General features: G+C 43.9%; 11 protein-coding genes. 7 read left to right on the top strand and 4 right to left on the bottom strand.

Annotated features, from left to right (window positions below):
* Positions 1-210: 210 nt before the first annotated feature.
* The 4 genes from BLS28_RS03735 to fbp all read right to left on the bottom strand — a co-directional run bounded on the left by BLS28_RS03735 (position 211) and on the right by fbp (position 7,519).
* The gene (locus tag BLS28_RS03735; RefSeq protein ID WP_091162972.1) at positions 211-1,383 is read right to left on the bottom strand and encodes an acyltransferase family protein; all 1,173 of its coding nucleotides are present in this window, start codon (positions 1,381-1,383) and stop codon (positions 211-213) included.
* The gene (locus BLS28_RS03730) at positions 1,383-3,596 is read right to left on the bottom strand and encodes an alpha-N-acetylglucosaminidase (protein ID WP_091162971.1); all 2,214 of its coding nucleotides are present in this window, start codon (positions 3,594-3,596) and stop codon (positions 1,383-1,385) included. Before BLS28_RS03730 ends, BLS28_RS03735 begins: the two co-directional genes overlap by 1 nt.
* A gap of 276 nt (positions 3,597-3,872) precedes the next feature.
* Positions 3,873-6,338 (bottom strand): TonB-dependent receptor, encoded by a 2,466-nt coding sequence (locus tag BLS28_RS03725; RefSeq protein WP_091162970.1) that lies wholly within the window; start codon positions 6,336-6,338, stop codon positions 3,873-3,875.
* A 137-nt stretch (positions 6,339-6,475) separates the two neighbouring features.
* Positions 6,476-7,519 (bottom strand): class 1 fructose-bisphosphatase, encoded by a 1,044-nt coding sequence (gene fbp, locus BLS28_RS03720; protein WP_091162969.1) that lies wholly within the window; start codon positions 7,517-7,519, stop codon positions 6,476-6,478.
* 417 nt (positions 7,520-7,936) lie between these two features.
* Between fbp and BLS28_RS03715 the strand changes: the two genes are divergently transcribed.
* The 7 genes from BLS28_RS03715 to BLS28_RS03685 are packed head-to-tail and all read left to right on the top strand — an operon-like array spanning position 7,937 to position 17,566.
* The gene (locus tag BLS28_RS03715; protein ID WP_091162968.1) at positions 7,937-9,103 is read left to right on the top strand and encodes an iron-containing alcohol dehydrogenase; all 1,167 of its coding nucleotides are present in this window, start codon (positions 7,937-7,939) and stop codon (positions 9,101-9,103) included.
* Positions 9,104-9,112: 9 nt separating this feature from the next.
* Positions 9,113-10,045 carry a dihydrodipicolinate synthase family protein gene (locus BLS28_RS03710; protein ID WP_091162967.1) on the top strand — a complete coding sequence of 311 codons (933 nt, stop codon included), beginning with the start codon at positions 9,113-9,115 and terminating at the stop codon, positions 10,043-10,045.
* Positions 10,042-11,082, top strand: coding sequence for a 4-hydroxythreonine-4-phosphate dehydrogenase PdxA (gene pdxA / locus BLS28_RS03705; protein ID WP_091162966.1), 1,041 nt, complete (start codon positions 10,042-10,044; stop codon positions 11,080-11,082). Before BLS28_RS03710 ends, pdxA begins: the two co-directional genes overlap by 4 nt.
* A gap of 3 nt (positions 11,083-11,085) precedes the next feature.
* Complete coding sequence (locus BLS28_RS03700; protein ID WP_091162965.1) at positions 11,086-12,252, top strand: four-carbon acid sugar kinase family protein; 1,167 nt, start codon at positions 11,086-11,088, stop codon at positions 12,250-12,252.
* Positions 12,249-13,814: a sodium:solute symporter family protein gene (locus BLS28_RS03695; protein WP_091162964.1), complete on the top strand. Its 1,566-nt coding sequence runs from the start codon at positions 12,249-12,251 to the stop codon at positions 13,812-13,814. The genes BLS28_RS03700 and BLS28_RS03695 overlap by 4 nt, the downstream gene beginning before the upstream one ends.
* A 9-nt stretch (positions 13,815-13,823) precedes the next feature.
* The gene (locus tag BLS28_RS03690) at positions 13,824-15,245 is read left to right on the top strand and encodes a sialate O-acetylesterase (RefSeq protein WP_091162963.1); all 1,422 of its coding nucleotides are present in this window, start codon (positions 13,824-13,826) and stop codon (positions 15,243-15,245) included.
* Positions 15,246-15,247: 2 nt separating this feature from the next.
* On the top strand, positions 15,248-17,566 hold the full coding sequence (locus BLS28_RS03685) for a DUF5703 domain-containing protein (RefSeq protein WP_091162962.1): 2,319 nt from the start codon (positions 15,248-15,250) through the stop codon (positions 17,564-17,566).
* The last annotated feature ends 197 nt before the right edge of the window (positions 17,567-17,763 follow it).

Genomic DNA, 17,763 nt, shown 5'->3' with positions numbered 1-17,763 from the left:
AATACGATTTTATCTCAATTATTTTTTTCCAATCGCCTTACGATTAAAAGTGATTCCGAGTAACTGGATAATTTGGTTAAAATATTTTTATGTAGAGACGCATAATTGCGTCTCCCAAAGGACGGGCCACCTTGTAACGGAGTAAATCGCCCTAACTTGCATGCGGGAGACGCAATTATGCGTCTCTACATTCAAAAAACTACTTTATATTTATATTTTCAGGAAGATCTTATTACGATATAAAAAGTACAACAAAGCAAGCTGTACAACCACAATGAATATTGCTGCCCATACCGGTTGCCAGCTTTGTGCGAGATGGCTAACAATTCCCCCGAAGAAAAAATTGGCTGTATGCTGAAAATCAACCATCCCTTCTGATGCCAGATAGATCAGGATAGAGTTTACACCAATAAGCACAAAAGGAAATGCCCATTTTTTGTATCCGGCAACATCAATCACCAGGTAAAATACCGACAGGAAAACCAGGCTCCACCCACCTACAAACATCACGAATGAACTTGTCCATAAGCGTTTATTGATAGGGAAAGCAAGATTCCAAAGCATCCCTAAGCCAATAAATAAAACACCGACTGCAAATAAACAAACCCCCTTTTTCCACATCGGCCATTTTGCAGATTCAAACTTCAGAAACTGGCCTGTAAAAATCCCCAGCATAGCAGTGCCAATAGCCGGAATGGTAGATAATACACCCTCTGGATCATGTACCTTATCGTGCAGGCGACCGGGAAGTAACAAACGATCTATATAGGATTCCAGGCTACCGTTCATGGTTAAAACCCCGGCCCCGTAACCGGGCACCGGGATTAGTTCCATTGCTGCCCAATAACCAAACAGCAAAATACCAAACCATAAAATTTGTCCACGAGTACCAAAATTGAGATAAATTACACCGGCAAAAAACCAGGCCAGGCCGATACGCCCCAGCACACTTGCAAAGCGTGTATTCTCCAAACCGTTAAACTTAAACAAGCCGTTAACAACCACACCTAAAAACAACAGGATAATGGTGCGCCTGATCATGGAACGATAAATTTCGCCTTTGGATGAGGACGGCAACAGATATGGATAAGCTACCCCGTGTTTGGCAACTTTATTGCCTATTGAATAAGGCATGGAAACCCCGGCAATAAACAAAAACAAAGGAAAGATCATATCATAAAAGGTGATGCCATTCCATGCCGTATGATGTAGTTGCCCCGACATCCACACCAGCAGTGGCCAGCCGGTAGCTTTAGCGAGGGCATGCACCACCCCTTCCCCACTCATGATCCAAAACATATCAAACCCACGAAGGGCATCTAATGATAACAATCTTGCAGGCTTCGCTACAGTATTTACAGATTTAGCTGTCGATGTATCCATTATTTAAGATCCTTATCCATGTTTGTTCTGTATTTTTCATAAAGCTGTTTTGCAACAGCAGCGCTGCCTCCGGTAGGAACAATGGGATAAACTTTAGATGAATTAACCCATTGCCATTCCCAGTTACTTATCGATTTGTCAAATTGTTTAAAGTCTGGCTCTTTACCGGTTTTAATTGATCCTTTCAATAAATCAAAGAATTTTCGCCAGCGCACTTTATAAAAGTCATTGAGCAATCCACTCCACTGCCTGCATGAATATTCATGCAGCGGACTATTGGCATCGCCCCAAAGTGTTATCAGGTTACGGGCATTTTTTTCATAAAGCGCTTTTTCGGCGGGAGTAGCTCCCCAGTTCCTGGCATCGGCTATCCAGGGGCCCAGCATAAAATCCTTACGGGTAGCAAGCAGCCTGTCCATATCGGTTATCAGGTTAAGGTATTCGGCAGTATATTTATCAAAAGCCTTTTCATCTTTATCATGATAAGCCTTAATCCATTTTAGCTGCATCGGCCTGCCGTAATTAGCCAATACTTGCCGCGTAACATCAACCAGGTCGTAGTTAAAACCGCTGCTTTGTTTGCATGCAGGTATGGCGGCTACCATTTTATCCCAGGCCGGCAGCAGGTCTTTCCGGTTGTAGTTTAAGCGAGTACGGGTCCATATTGCGGCCGAATCAAGCGTTGGCCTGCCGGTAATGATCGACTCGGCCCCGTCACGGATATCCTTGCCATTAAATACGGTACCCCGTAGCGTTTGCCAGGCATCAAGCGCATCCTTGCTTTTTACACCATAACGATTAAATAAGTACTCCGGCAGCCATTGATCAAGGTCAATCGGCTTGTTTTGCCAGGTATGCTGCGTCATTAATTCATAAAGCACAGGGGTTTGTTCAATAGCCTCCATCGTTAAGCCAATTCCCACCATACGCCCCGATTTAGGATCATTAAGGGCCTGCGCCGGCTGCGTTGCTACCGCCTCTATCCTGCCAAACAAACTATTGTTACCGCCATAGTTATGCAGCATATTCCAGATCCAGGGTTTGCCGTAAAATGCTTCAGTACGCTTCCATATTGGTTCGTAATCGGTATTGAGGTCAAGCACTATCATATGATCATCGGGCACTGCATTCAGCAATGCCTTGATCTGCTCGTTTTGCCAAAATTTACGATCGCTGAAAAATAGCCAGCCCTGCATTACCCAAACAGCTTTCGGGTCGGCCCCTTTCATGCCGTCATAAACCCTTGCGCTTAGTTCCGAAAGAAATTTAGGATCGTTTGAGGGCGGCTCATTTTCGTTAAAAGTATCGGCAGAGTACAGATGATCTGTACCATAAACCCTGGTTTGTTCCTGTATAAATTTTTTACCGATCTCTGCAAATAGCGGATCTTCCGAATCCAGGATATAAGTATCGGCAAAGCCGTTGTTCCAGTTGGTTTGCTTTAGTTTAGCATTGGGAAAATGTGTTTTAAACGATGCCGGCACGTGACCAGTAAATGCAGGAAGCACCGGTTTTATACCAAGTTCGCGCTCGCGCTGCAATATTTTGATCTGCAAATCCCGGTGACTGGTTATCCAGCTTGCGGGCAGCGGGCCGTCCCATTTATCTATGTTGCCCATATAAAACCATCCAAAATACGCCGGACCGGTAAAAAAGTCCTGCATATCTTTACTGCTAAAGCCCATACCTTTATAAACTTTATCCCACACATACTCCTGCCCGGTTATGGCCAGCGGCATATTGATGCCGTGCAAGGCCATCCAGTCAATTTCCTTTTCCCACCGTTTCCAGTCCCACCAGCTCATACTGTAGCTATAGGTACAATAGTTAAGATAATAGCGGTATTGGTAAGGCGTAGTTTTATGAACCTTTTGAGCTGGTATAGGTAACTTTACTGGAAGGTTCAAATTTGTACCATTCCAGGTGATCTGGCAATGAGCGTATTCTGTAAGGTAATAATATAAGGCTGAGGCCACTGCGATACCATTATTGCCCCTGAGTACAATTTTGCCCTTAGCGCCCTCTACTTCAAAAACATCTTTGGCCTCATTTTCAGAAAGCGGTTGAACAATAAAATTCTTTTCATAACCGGGCACCACCCGTTTAATTAAAGCATAAGAAGCCGGCACTTGCAATTGTGCCTGAGCGCTTATCATCCCACCGCATATGCCACACAGCAGCACACAAATGAAAACCTTTGTTTTATATATCATTTACTTTGATTGTTTTTACGATTGCTGAGTTTTAGGCACATCGACCAATAAGTTTTGACATCATTTCATGTCCCCTCAGGGTCTCTCGCAGAGGACCCTGAGGTTCAGCCGCGTTGTATACTTCTTCGAGGGCATTCAGAACGGCGAATTTGCTCGGTGTATACATCAGGATCCTTTGCGAGAGACCCTGATGGCACGTTATTATCGCACGCTTACATGATGTTCACAAACTCAAGGCAATAAAAACAAAAAAAGGCATATTTCATTGAAAATAAATCAAAAAGGAAAAACAGCTTTAAAACTAATATTCCGCCCTATATTATAAATGCCGAGGTGTCCGTTTGGCGACGACTGGTAATACTCAAAATACTTTAAACGGTTAAGGTTTGATTGATAGGCTTTATCAAACAAGTTATCAACCTGCAAAAAAAGCTCGCAAACAGGTTTGTCCGATTTATTTTTGATGGTAGTGCCTGCTCCGATATTAAACAAGGCATAGCCGGGCGTAGCTGTCTCTGTATTATCCAAAGCATAGAACCGGTTCTGCGTAGCATAAGCATCCATTTCGGCCTTAAAGTAAATCTTAGAAAAAGCCCCATATGCTTTCTGCAAACTCGCCTTAAACTCCGACCGGATATGCAACGGCGGAATAAATGGCAGATATTTAGCCGCGCCATTGGATTCATCAACAAGCTGTTTATTGCCGTTGATTCCCGTTACATAAGCCAGGCTGTTGTTAAAAGCCAGCCATTTAACATCTTGGGGATGCACATTTAGCGTAAACTCGGCCCCATACAGGCGGGCACTACTTTGCTGGTATTGATAAGTGCTGTTACCCGGTACAATCACCACAGGATTGCCATTGGCATCAGTAAGTTTAGCCTGATAAATGTAATTATTGATGTGGTTATTAAACAGCTCAGCAATCAGGTCAACATCTTTCAGGTAGGCGATGAAGCCCAGATCTTCCTGTAAACTAAATTCAGGGTTGAAGCTGCGGTTGCCTAAATACACGATATGAGCACCGGGGTCGAGTCCGTTTGAGCCGATTTCGGTAATATTAGGGGCACGGTATCCGCGCGCGATGTTGGCTTTAAACAATAAGCGTTCGCTGATATTATAGGTTATTCCCAAACTACCCGAAACACCCTGATAAACATGCCTAAAAGCCGGAAACTGTAAATGGGCGCCTGCGGTATCCGGTAATTTCACATGCTGCTCAAACCCGTTTTTGGAGTTTGGCCCTACGTAAAAATCATTCCAATGGATGTGCCTGTTATCATATCTCAAGCCGCCCGAAATATCAACTTTTCCGATTGTTTTTTTGGCGAAGAAAAAAGTTCCCGCATCAAACAGATTATAATCCGGAATCGGAAAATCTGTTGCGGCCTTGCTGCGGTTAGTTTGGTACATGCCATTTACACCAAGGGTACTTTCTATCCCTGCAATAGCAGGCAGGTTATATTTAAAATCGTAATTAAGCGTGTTAAGTACCACGTACAAGCCCGGCTGATCGGCCAATGTAGGGTGGTTATATTCCTTACGGATGCTTCGTTGTAAACCAAGCGAAGCATTGATACTGCTGCCTTCACTAAGTTTAAACTCATTATGCGAATAAATTCGATAATGCTGAATACGCTGGTGCAGCGGGGTTATACTGTATGATCTTAACTCATCATCACTTACAACCGGCCGGTTCCTGATATTGTCAGTACTGCTTTCAGCTACTTGTTTGGTAAACCGCCTTGAAAGCGAATCCCTGCTGCCATCGGGAATCTCCTGCCGGTTATCATAAACGGTTGCGGCAATTTGCGAGTACCCCCAATTTTTATCAACCCTGGCCATACCCGATAAATTGAACTCCCGGAAACCTGTGTTATACACATAACCATCAACACTATTATGATAATCATGCGCCGCTTTCGCAGTTGCCCGGAAGGCGTATCGCCAATCGTTCTTTTTGTATGACAGTCCTAACGAGGTACCGATCATGCCGTTATTGGTATGATAATCGGCAGTATAGTCACCTCTCAAAACATTATTTTCGCCAACCGGCAGGTAAGGGATCATGTTGATCACGCCTGCCAATGCATCTGAGCCATAGGTTAAACTTGCCGGCCCTTTCACTACTTCGGCGCGACCAATGCCGTACTGGTCTATCTCAATACCATGTTCATCACCCCATTGCTGCCCTTCCTGGCGCACGCCATCATACAAAGTTAAAACACGATTGTAGCCTAATCCCCTGATAAATGGTTTTGAAATATTGGGCCCGGTAGTAACCGCATTAACACCCGGTACTCCTTTCACAATGGCGTCAATAATGTTATTATTCACATTCTGATCCATTTCCTTCTTGGTCATTACTGCGATGGGAATGGGGTTACTCCTCAACTCAGTTTTGCGTGAAACGCCGGTTACCGTCACCTCATTTAATTTGGAGCTGCTTTCCTGAAGATTGCCATCCAATGAAATTGCTTCATCAGGTTTTACACTCACTTTATGGCGCTCAGTAACATACCCAATGTTAGAGAATACTATTGTGTATGTGCCTGCCGGAACATTTTTTAAATGGTAATAGCCTTTATCATTGGTAGTAGCCCCGATAGAAGTTCCTGAAAGTGCAACGGTAGCAAAAGAGAGCGGTTCGCTGCCGGTTGTTAACCTGCCCCTAAGTGAACCACGCTGGGAGAAAACCATCACAGGCATTAATAAAAAGAATAGTAGAGATAATATTTTCATTCGTTTTAGCACATCATAAATAATATACAAAACAAATAAAAAAAATTAGTCTTACCTAATTTTTATAATAATACATATAAAATTACTCATATATCAATCCAAATAACAGATGCACTATGAACAGAAGTTCTTAATGACTAAATAACCTGTTTATGTTGAGTTATAGATGGTTGCTGCGAAGAAAAGGCCAGCATAAAATCTTCGGCACGCTTAACCATATTCTCCGAACCGATAAAAATAGCCGAGCGCTGGTGAAGCTCATTAACATCCAGATCCAGGATCCGCTCATAACCTGTCGACGCCAGACCGCCTGCCTGTTCAACAATAAAGGCCATCGGGTTACATTCGTAGACCAATCTCAGTTTGCCATTTGGATATTGCGCAGTAGTTGGATATAAAAAGATTCCGCCTTTGATCAGGTTGCGATGAATATCGGCAATCATTGAACCTGTATATCTTGAAGTGTACGGACGGCTGGTAGTTACATCTTCAACCTGGCAGTACTTGATATATTTTTTTACCCCTAAAGGAAAGTGGGTATAGTATCCCTCGTTTATTGAGTAGATATAGCCATCCTTAGGCATTTTAATTTCAGGATGCGACAGGCAAAACTCCCCTATTGATGGATCAAGCGTGAAACCGTTAACCCCTTTGCCCGTAGTATAAACAAGCATGGTTGACGAACCGTAAATAACGTAACCGGCGGCAACCTGCTCAGTACCTTTCTGCAGTACATCATCCAGTATAGCTTTGCCTTCAAGAGACTTACGGCGATAAATAGAAAATATGGTGCCCACACTTACATTCACATCAATATTTGATGAGCCATCAAGCGGGTCAATCGCCACAATATATTTGGCATGTTTTGAGATTTCTGATTCTATTAGGATATGCTCGTCATTTTCTTCAGAGGCAACAACACAGCATTCGCCGCCGCTACGTAATGCCGCAATGAATTGTTCGTTGGCATAAACGTCCATCTTTTTCTGCCGCTCGCCATGTGAGTTTACGGAATCGGTTTCGCCGATGATATCAATAAGCCCGGCCTTGCTGATTTCGCGGTTTACAATTTTAGCTGCAATGCCTATATCCCTCAAAAGCCTTGACAGTTCGCCTTTGGCAAATGGAAAATCAGCTTGTTTCTCTATAATAAATTGTCCTAAGGTTTTCACGCTTTTCATGAGGATGTATATTTAATTGGTTAACGGAAATATTAAAAAATACCGAGGTTTAGCCGGATGATTTATAATTAGGATGCAGCAGTTTAACCACCGATAAATAAAAGTATCAAAAGATAAACAGCCCATATAAACTTGGCCCTATAACCTCATATTCAACTTTTTGCTAAGTTACCGGCCTTTAGTTACAGAACTGTCATGCCCCGTCTCCCTGTATTTTATTGATTATTTACTATAACAACTACCTATTAAAGCCAATTACAGGCAGATCATATCATAATAACTTACCGGCAGGTATCCCTTTTGATAATATCGTATAATAATTGGATAACGGTTGGATAAAAATGGGAGGCGGCATTATCCATCTTTGTTTTATATCAAAACCAATTAACCAGGGCCAGCTATTATTAATATAAGTATATGCCGCAAACTGAACATCCTTATCGCGACATCACTATCCGGTTTCCGGGCCAGGTAATTGTTGGCAAAAACTCGCTTTTTAAATTAACCGGTGATGTTATCAGCGGCGGGTATAAATCAGCTTTAATTATTACCATCAGTCCGCTATTAAATAAACTTGAACCACTTTTAGCTCAATTTAAAGAAGCAGGAGTTAACGCTCGTGTTGATACCTCCATAGTACGGGAGCCTTCGTTCAAGGATTTTGGAGATTTGCTTGCATCTGTAAAACATACTGAAGCAGATGTGATCATAGGTATTGGTGGTGGCAGTGTGCTTGATGTGGCTAAACTCATAGCTGCGCAGATTGATAATGACCAAACCCTGGCAGATATCACGGGAATTGGTTTGCTTAAAAAGCGATCTAAAAAACTGATCTGTGTACCCACAACAGCCGGAACTGGTAGTGAAGCTTCCCCCAATGCTATATTGATAGATGATACAGACAACCAGAAAAAAGGTATTATCAGCCCTTACCTGGTTCCGGATGTAGTGATCATTGATCCGGCTTTGATGATCAGCCTGCCGGCAGAGGTTACTGCAGCTACAGGACTTGATGCTTTAACTCATTGCCTTGAAGCTTATACCAATCTATACGCACATCCTTTTATAGATATGTATGCACTTGAAGGGATCAGGCTTATAGCTGATAACCTGGTTAAAGCAGTAAATGACGGCACTAATGAAGATGCCCGTACGCAATTGGCCATTGGCAGTTTAATGGGTGGTTTTTGTTTAGGCCCGGTTAACACAGCGGGCGTACATGCACTCTCCTATCCGTTGGGCAGCCTGTATCATATTGCCCACGGCCTATCCAATGCCCTTTTGCTGCCGTTAGTAATGGAGTATAATATCCCTGCCGCACCTGAGCGATATGCTGCCGTTGCCCGTGCATTGGGTTGTAACAGTAGTATCAATGATTTTGAAACCGCTTATGCCGGTGTTGAAAAGATCAGGCAGCTGATCAGCGAATGCGGAATCCCTGCAAGCTTAAAAGAAATAGACATAGATAAAAATACCATACCGCAAATGGCTGCCGATGCCATGAAAATTACGCGCTTGCTTAAAAACAACCCGCGACCAATAAACATAGATGACGCTATCAGCATTTACGAGGCTGCTTATTAAAACATACTAATGAAACTAAAAAAGAAATATAATGGCCTGGTGGTGCCATCAATTACGCCACTTACCGACAACTACAAACTTGACCACGAAGCAGTTGAAAAAATATTTGACAATATTTTCAACTATGGTGGTGTACCTTTTATACTGGGTACCACCGGCGAATCTGCCTCATTGCCAAACGATGTTAAGCTTGATTTTATTAAACTGGCCACATCAGTAAGGCAGCCGGGCCGGTTGCTTTATGCAGGTATTTCATCAAACTGCCTTGCCGATTCAATTGACCTTGCCAAACGCTGTGCCGACGAAGGTATTGATGTTGCTGTAGCTCACCTGCCTGCCTATTTCACTTTAACTGAATACGAAATTAAAACATACTTTGAAACGCTGGCTAACGAAGTACCTATCCCCCTGATAGTTTACAACATACCGGCTACAACCAATGTATCGATAAACCTAAATCTTCTCGACGAATTAAGTCACCACGAAAATATTGTTGGGACTAAAGATTCGGAACGGAATCACGAGCGTTTAAAAGATTCGCTTAAACTATGGGCCGACAGGGCCGATTTTAGCCACTTTTTGGGTTGGGGGGCGCAATCTGCCCACGCGCTGTTTACCGGCAGCGACGGCCTGGTGCCAAGTACAGGAAACCTGTTCCCGGATATTTATTACAAAATGATAGTTGCTGCAGATAATAACGACGAAGCCGCTGCGCTGCAACTACAAAGGCATTCCAACCTGATAGGTGATATTTACCAGGGCAAACGCCTGCTGGGCGAATCATTGGCAGCATTAAAATCACTAATGCAAAGCGCAGGATTGTGCCGTACTTACATGATGCCGCCTTTATTGCAGGTTACTGAAGCCGAAGCTGCCGATCTGCAAAGAAAACTGCAGCGTATGCTTAATGTTGAAAATCTTAGCTTACCGATTTACCAATGACAGCCGAAAAACCGATCATAGCCATAACCATGGGCGATCCGGCCAGTATTGGCCCTGAAATAGCCGTTAAAGCATTGTTAACAGAAAGATTATACGACATCTGCCGCCCGGTGATTATTGGCGATACCGGTGTATTTTTCGATATCGTAAAACGGTTGGGCTTCGATGCACGCATCAACTCGATAAAAGATATCCGCAACGCAAATTTTGAGTTTGGCAGGCCCGATGTATTTGATCTGCAAAATGTAGATATGGAACAGCTGCGTTTTGGTGAGATCTCGGCTATGGCAGGCAATGCCTCGTTTGAAGCAGTTAAAAAAGCAATTGACCTGGCGCTTGATAGCGAAGTACATGCCACAGTAACCGGGCCTATCAACAAAAAATCAATTAACGAAGCCGGGCATCATTTTGCCGGACATACCGAAATTTATGCCCATTATACCGGTACAAAAAAATATGCCATGCTACTGGTTGAGCATAACATGAAGGTGATCCATGTATCCACCCACGTATCACTACGACAAGCTTGTGACCTTGTTAAAAAAGACCGCATTATTGAAGTAATCGAACTTTTACAGGATGGCCTTATTTCCCTTGGAGAAAAAAACCTGAAGATTGGTGTAGCCGGGCTTAACCCGCATGCAGGTGACTCAGGTTTGTTTGGTACCGAAGATGATTTTGAGATCCTTCCCGCTGTACAGGAAGCTATAAAATTAGGTTACGATGTGGAAGGCCCTGTACCTGCCGACACCTTATTTTCAAAAGCATCAACTGGATATTATGGTGGTGTGGTAGCTATGTACCACGACCAGGGCCACATCCCCTTTAAGCTTACCGGTTTTAAATGGAATGCCGAAAAGCACCAAATGGATAGCGTAAAGGGCGTTAACATCACTATGGGACTGCCTATTATCCGCACCTCGGTTGACCATGGGACTGCCTTTGAAATTGCAGGCAAAGGCGTTGCCAGCAGCGATGCCATGTTACTGGCCATCGAATCGGCGGTGCAGTTGAGCAAAAACCGGATAAAAGTATAAGCTATGATCGCTGTAATTGCAGATGATTTAACAGGAGCCGCCGAATTGGCGGGTATAGGTCTCAATCACGGATTGAGAACCGAGGTGAGTACCTCTGTTGATGAACACTGCGATGCAGATCTGCTAATTATAGCTACCGACACCCGCTCACTCGCTGTAAATAAAGCGACGAATATAGTTTATAATCTTACCGTCCAATTACAGCGGTTAAAGCCCCGCTTTCTTTTCAAAAAGATAGATTCAGTTTTAAGAGGGCACATTATTGAGGAACTGCAAAGCCAATTGGCAGCATCAGGATTGAAAAGAGCGCTGATTGTACCCGGTAATCCTCACCATTCAAAAAAGCTCATAGGCGATACATTTCACTACAATGGCCAACCTATTCACCTGAGTGATTTCGCCAACGACCCAACCTTCCCCGCCTTAAGCTCAAATATTGTTGAATTATTGAGAGCTGATGAAAGTATCTCATTAATAAAAAAAGAAGACAAATTTCCATCTACGGGAATTATTATAGGAGCAGCCGAAAATGAGGACGATCTTAAATACTGGATCAGCCAAACAGATAACAACACGCTATTAGCGGGCTCAGCAAATTTATTTACTACGCTGCTTGAATCTTTAACAACTCCTCAAAAGGTTAAAACCACCGACCCGGAAACAACGGGCAGACGGTTATTTGTATTTGGCAGTACTTTTTACCAGGGCAAACTAAATCTTAACGATGGCAGGCACAACAATATCCCTGTGCATTATGTTCCGGCTGCAACCATCTGTGCCGAAACCAGCGGCGATAATGTGCATGGCCTTTTTGCCAGTCATGTAGCCTCCAGTATTATTGCAGGCAACAATGCCATCATCGCCATAAATCCCGATTTTATAAAGGATATAAAGGTAGACCCGATATTGCTGAGCCACAAAATGGCTGCTATTGTAAAACAGGTCATCGACCACACCGATCTTCACGAATTGCTGATTGAAGGCGGGGCAACAGCCTGGGCCATACTTGAGCGTTTAAACATCGAAAAATTATATCCCTCAAAACTAATAGCTCCCGGAGTTATTCATATGCGCGTAGCCGGCAATAACCAATTATGTTTAACTTTAAAACCCGGCAGCTACCCCTGGCCTGCACCCGTTTGGGCAACCAATAACTATACCTGCATATGAAACATGAAACCCTGCACTTGGCAGATTATATCATCATAGCCCTGGCAATGGCCATTTCATTAACCATCGGTCTTAAGTTTTCAAAAGGACAAAATTCTACCAAAAAATATTTTGTATCGCGCGGTTCTATCCCGGCCTGGGCTATAGGCATGTCACTAATGGCAACGCTCATCAGCAGCGTAACTTTTTTGGCCTACCCAGGCGAAGGATTTGCCTCTAACTGGATCTTGCTGGTTCAGGGCTTAATGGTACCTATCGTATTATTATTAATGGTTTGGTTCATAGTGCCCTTGTACCGCGAGGTGATAGGCGTAAGCACCTATGAATACTTTGAAAAGCGTTTTGGCCTGTTTGCCCGCTTTTACAGCTCTATCAGTTTCGTATTAACCCATTTTTCAAAAATGGGTACTGTGTTTTTCCTGTTGGCACTGGCACTCTCGAACATGACCAATACCAACACATTCGCCATTATTTGGGTGATAGGATTCGTGATCATTGTCATAACACTTATCGGCGGTATTGAGGCCGTGATCTGGGCAGATGTGGTACAGGGCTTTTTGCTGATAGGCGGCGGTATAGCCTCATTTATCATCCTCATCTGTTCAATCAAAGGCGGCTTTCCCGAGCTTTGGCATATTGCCAGCGTAAATCACAAAAACAACTTTGGCCCTTACTCCTGGGATTTCAAAAAACTCACATTCATCGTAATGGCTATAAACGGCGTGTTTTATGCCATCCAGAAATACGGTACCGATCAAACTATGGTGCAGCGCTATCTTACAGCCAAAACCGATAAGGCCGCTATAAAAGCATCCATATTAGGTGTAGCGCTCACAGTACCGCTATGGGCATTATTCATGTTCATAGGCACGGCTTTATTCGCCTTCTACCAACAAAATCCCCTACCAGCAGGCATTAAAGCCGACGCCGTTTTCCCCTATTTTATCATGAGTAAATTGCCTACCGGGGTTGTAGGATTGATATTAGCTGCGCTGATCTCGGCGGCGATCTCCAGCCTCGGGGCCGATCTCAACTGCCTTTCGGCCATTGGCGTGGAAGATTACTATAAAAAGTTCAGGCCTGATAAATCGGACAAAGAATATTTAAAAGCAGGACGATGGATAGTAGTACTGGCCGGATTTGGAGCGATGGGCATAGCCACCCTCTACCTGCTTGCCGGCGACGAAGGTGCGCTGGGCATTGTTTTTACCCTTTACGCGATATTTTCAGGCGGTATTGCCGGGATATTTTTATTGGGCTTGTTCAGCAGCCGCGCCAATCGCCAAGGGGTGAACATTGGTATTATTGCCTGTATCCTGTTTACGGGCTATGCTTTTTTAACATCAACTAAAATTGGTTTGGGTACGGACAAACACATCTTGCTTGATTTAGGCAGGTACAATTTCAATCAGCATAAATACATGCTCGGGGTGTATAGTCACCTGGTGGTAATCATAGTAGGCTATGTGGCCAGCTTGTTTTTCCCTAAACCCGAGTTGAATAAAAACCTCCTTTTCAGCGGATGGATTGAGGCTAAGCGAGCCGGAAAGCTTACCAAATAATTTATAGCAATGAAAAAATTACTTTCATCAGGCCTGTGTTTGCTCCTGTTTATATCATCGCAGGCACAAGTAAAACTGGCATCCATTTTTACCGACAACGTAGTTCTGCAGCAACAAAGTGCGGCCCCAATCTGGGGTTGGGACAAGGCTGGTTCAACGGTTACCATCAATACTTCATGGAACAAAAAAAGTTACAAAGCTAAAGTAAATGCCAATGGCAAATGGCTTGTTAAAGTAAGCACCCCGGTTTACGGTGGCCCGTATACCGTTACTATCAGCGATGGTAATACCATCAAACTAAACAACGTGCTTATTGGCGAAGTTTGGCTTTGCACAGGGCAATCAAATATGGAGATCCCTATGAAGGGGTATAAAAGCCAGCCAATAAGCGGTTCTGTTGATGCTATACTTAAATCATCTAACGCCAACATCCATATTTACACAGTTCCCCACTCATCAGTAACCGAAGTACAGGACAATAGCAAACCATCAGAATGGCATGTGGCCTCCCCCGAATTTGTCTCCAACTTTAGTGCTACAGGTTATTATTTCGGCAGATTATTAAATGAGGTACTTCATGTACCTATCGGTTTAATCAGCGATTGTTACGCTGGCTCGAACGCCGAAGCCTGGATGGATGCTGACGGACTGAAAGATTTTCCGGAGATCAAAATCCCGGCCAAAACAGACTCCATTAAAGCTGTATCACGCACACCTACCACCCTGTTCAACGGTATGCTGAACCCGGTGATTGGTTACGGCATTAAAGGCTGCATCTGGTACCAGGGTGAATCGAACTACGACCGGCCTGATCAATACGAAAAACTATTTCCGGCCCTGGTAAAACGCTGGCGTGAGCTTTGGCAGCAAGGTGATTTCCCTTTTTATTTTGTGCAAATAGCCCCGTATGATTACGCACAGCTTCCGCCTTATAATAGCGGAGGCAAATACAATTCGGCCTATTTGCGCGATGCTCAACGAAAATCGCTCAAAACAATCCGTAACAGCGATATGGCCGTTTCGCTTGACGTTGGCGAGCAGGCACTCATCCACCCTCCGCGCAAAGAGCCTATCGGTACAAGGTTAGCCTACCTGGCCTTGGCGCAAACTTATGGTATTAAAGGTTTCGATTATGCAAGTCCGCTGTATAAAGAAATGACTATTGACGGCGACCGGGCCACCATCAGGTTTGAACATGCCGAAAACGGATTGACCTCGTTTAATAAACCCATCCAAAACTTTGAAATAGCCGGTAAAGACAAAATGTTTTACCCTGCGCAAGCAATGATATCGGGCAGCGTAATAATTGTATCTTCACCCTTGGTAAAAGAGCCTGTGGCCGTGCGTTACGCCTTCAAAGATTTTGTTGTGGGCGACCTGTTCGGCACCAACGGGCTCCCCGTTTCCTCATTCAGAACCGACGACTGGTAATTATGAAAAAACTCCTGCTGCTCTGCTTCCTGTACTGCAATATCAATATCGCGTTAGCTCAAAATAAAGGCATCGAACAATACAACGAAGTGTGGACCAGCCAGAGTCAAAACTCTGGCCAGTCCATGCCCTGCGGAGGCGGTGATATCGGGCTGAATGTATGGGTTGAAAAAGGCGAGCTGCTTTTTTACATCGCCCGAAGCGGCACTTTTGACGAGAACAACGCCATGCTCAAACCCGGCCGGGTAAGGATTAAATTATCGCCCAACCCTTTTGACGGCAACGATTTTAAACAGGAGCTGAAACTCCAAAATGGCTCGGTAGTCATCAACGGAAAAAACGGCGATTTAAAAGCTGAAATAAAGCTTTGGGTTGATGTTTACCGCCCGGTGATCCATGTTAATATCAGCAGCAATAAAGCCATTAAAGCCGAAGCTATTTTTGAAAGTTGGCGTTATCGCGACAGGGAAGTTAAAGGCCTCGAAAAAAATGAAGGCTCATGGAAATTCGCCCCGCGTAATGATGTAAAAACGTTAAAGGATAACATCAGCTTTAAAGGCAATGCTATCCAGTTCTATCATCATAATCTCGATTCAACCATATTTGATGTTACGGTAAAGCAGCAGGGTATGGATGCGGTTAAGGATCAAATGTACAATCCGCTTAAAAACTTAACCTTTGGCGGGCTGATGCAGGGTAAAAATCTAAAACCTGTAGGCAACACTAAAGGGCAATACCTCAACACCGATTTTGAAGGATTGAAATTGGAGAGCATTAAACCAGCCACCAATCAGGATCTTGAAATCTCTCTTTATACTCAACAAACCACCTCGGTAAATGAATGGCAGCAAGGCCTCAACAAAGTACTTAAAGAAGCTGAAAGCAACGCCAAAACCGCATGGCAAAAAACAGCCGACTGGTGGAAACAATATTGGAACAGGAGTTTCATCTACATCAATAATAAAAAGCCTGGCAATGATACCGCTGCCTGGCAAACAAGTAAAAACTATCAGCTTTTCAGGTATATGCTGGGCTGCAATGCTTATGGACAAGCGCCCACTAAATTTAACGGCGGCCTGTTTACCTACGATCCCGTTTTCGTCAATCCTCAATACGCTTTTACGCCTGATTTCCGCAACTGGGGCGGAGGCTTGATGACTGCCCAAAACCAGCGTTTGGTTTATTTCCCGATGCTCAAAAGCGGCGATATTGATATGATGAAGCCGGAGTTTGAGTTTTATCTGCGCTCGTTGAAAAACGCCGAATTACGCAGCAAGGTTTACTGGGGCCACAATGGCGCCTACTTTACTGAGCAAATAGAAAATTTCGGTCTACCGAATAGTGCCGAGTACACCTGGAAGCGCCCTGCCGATTTTGACAAAGGGTTAGAGTACAACGCCTGGTTGGAATATACCTGGGATACCGTTTTTGAGTTTTGCCTCATGATGATGGAAACAGAACGGTACAAAGGCGACGACATCCATCAATACATCCCCTTTATTGAAAGCTGCCTCACTTTTTTTGATGAACATTATCAATACCTTTCCCGCAAGCGTAGCACCAAAGCATTGGACGGCAACGGGCATCTTGTGCTCTATCCCGGCTCATCTGCCGAGACTTTCAAAATGGCCTATAACTCCAACTCAACCATAGCGGCCCTGCAAACTATCACCAAACGGATGCTGGCACTGCCTGATAGTTACCTGAGCAAAGAAGAGCGCGGCAAACTGGAAGGCTTTTTAAAACGCATTCCTCCTATTTCGTTTGGCGAAATTGACGGTCATAAAACCCTTACGCCTGCAAAATCATGGGAGCGGGTTAACAATGAAGAGAACACTCAATTTTACCCGGTATTTCCATGGGGCATTTATGGCTTAGGTAAACCGGAATTAGAGACAGCTTTAAATACATGGAGGCTGGATACCCTTGTAGCCAGATTCAGAAGCGGCATTGGCTGGAAACAGGATAATATTTTTGCGGCCCGCTTAGGTCTGACAGATGAGGCTGCCAAACTAACCACCTTCAAACTCAAAAACTCGGGCAGGCGTTTCCCGGCATTTTGGGGGCCGGGTTTCGACTGGACACCCGACCATAACTGGGGTGGCTCAGGCATGATCGGTCTGCAGGAAATGCTGATGCAGGTAGACGATAAAAAGATCCTGCTGTTCCCCGCCTGGCCAAAGGATTGGGATGTGCATTTTAAACTTCATGCGCCTTATAATACCACTGTTGAGGCCACACTAAAGGATGGAAAGATGGTTGATTTAAAAGTTCTCCCCGAAGATAGAAGGAAGGATATTACAATGATGTTAGCCCAATAATTCCCTCGTTCATTTGTAACAAAAAGGGTGTCCCAATTTTTTGATTCTCAAAAAAAAATTGAAAAAACTCCCGCTGCTCTTTTTTGTAAAAAGAGACTGTTCCATTTTTTGAGAGTGAAAACGCGGAACACCTTAAAAATAAAACACACTGACAATCAAATAGATAACAATTCACCCGAAACACCATTAAATACCTG

Source organism: Mucilaginibacter gossypii, from assembly GCF_900100945.1.
In the GTDB taxonomy this organism is placed as follows: Bacteria; Bacteroidota; Bacteroidia; order Sphingobacteriales; family Sphingobacteriaceae; genus Mucilaginibacter; species Mucilaginibacter gossypii.
This window is presented reverse-complemented; position numbering and strand designations above follow the sequence as displayed.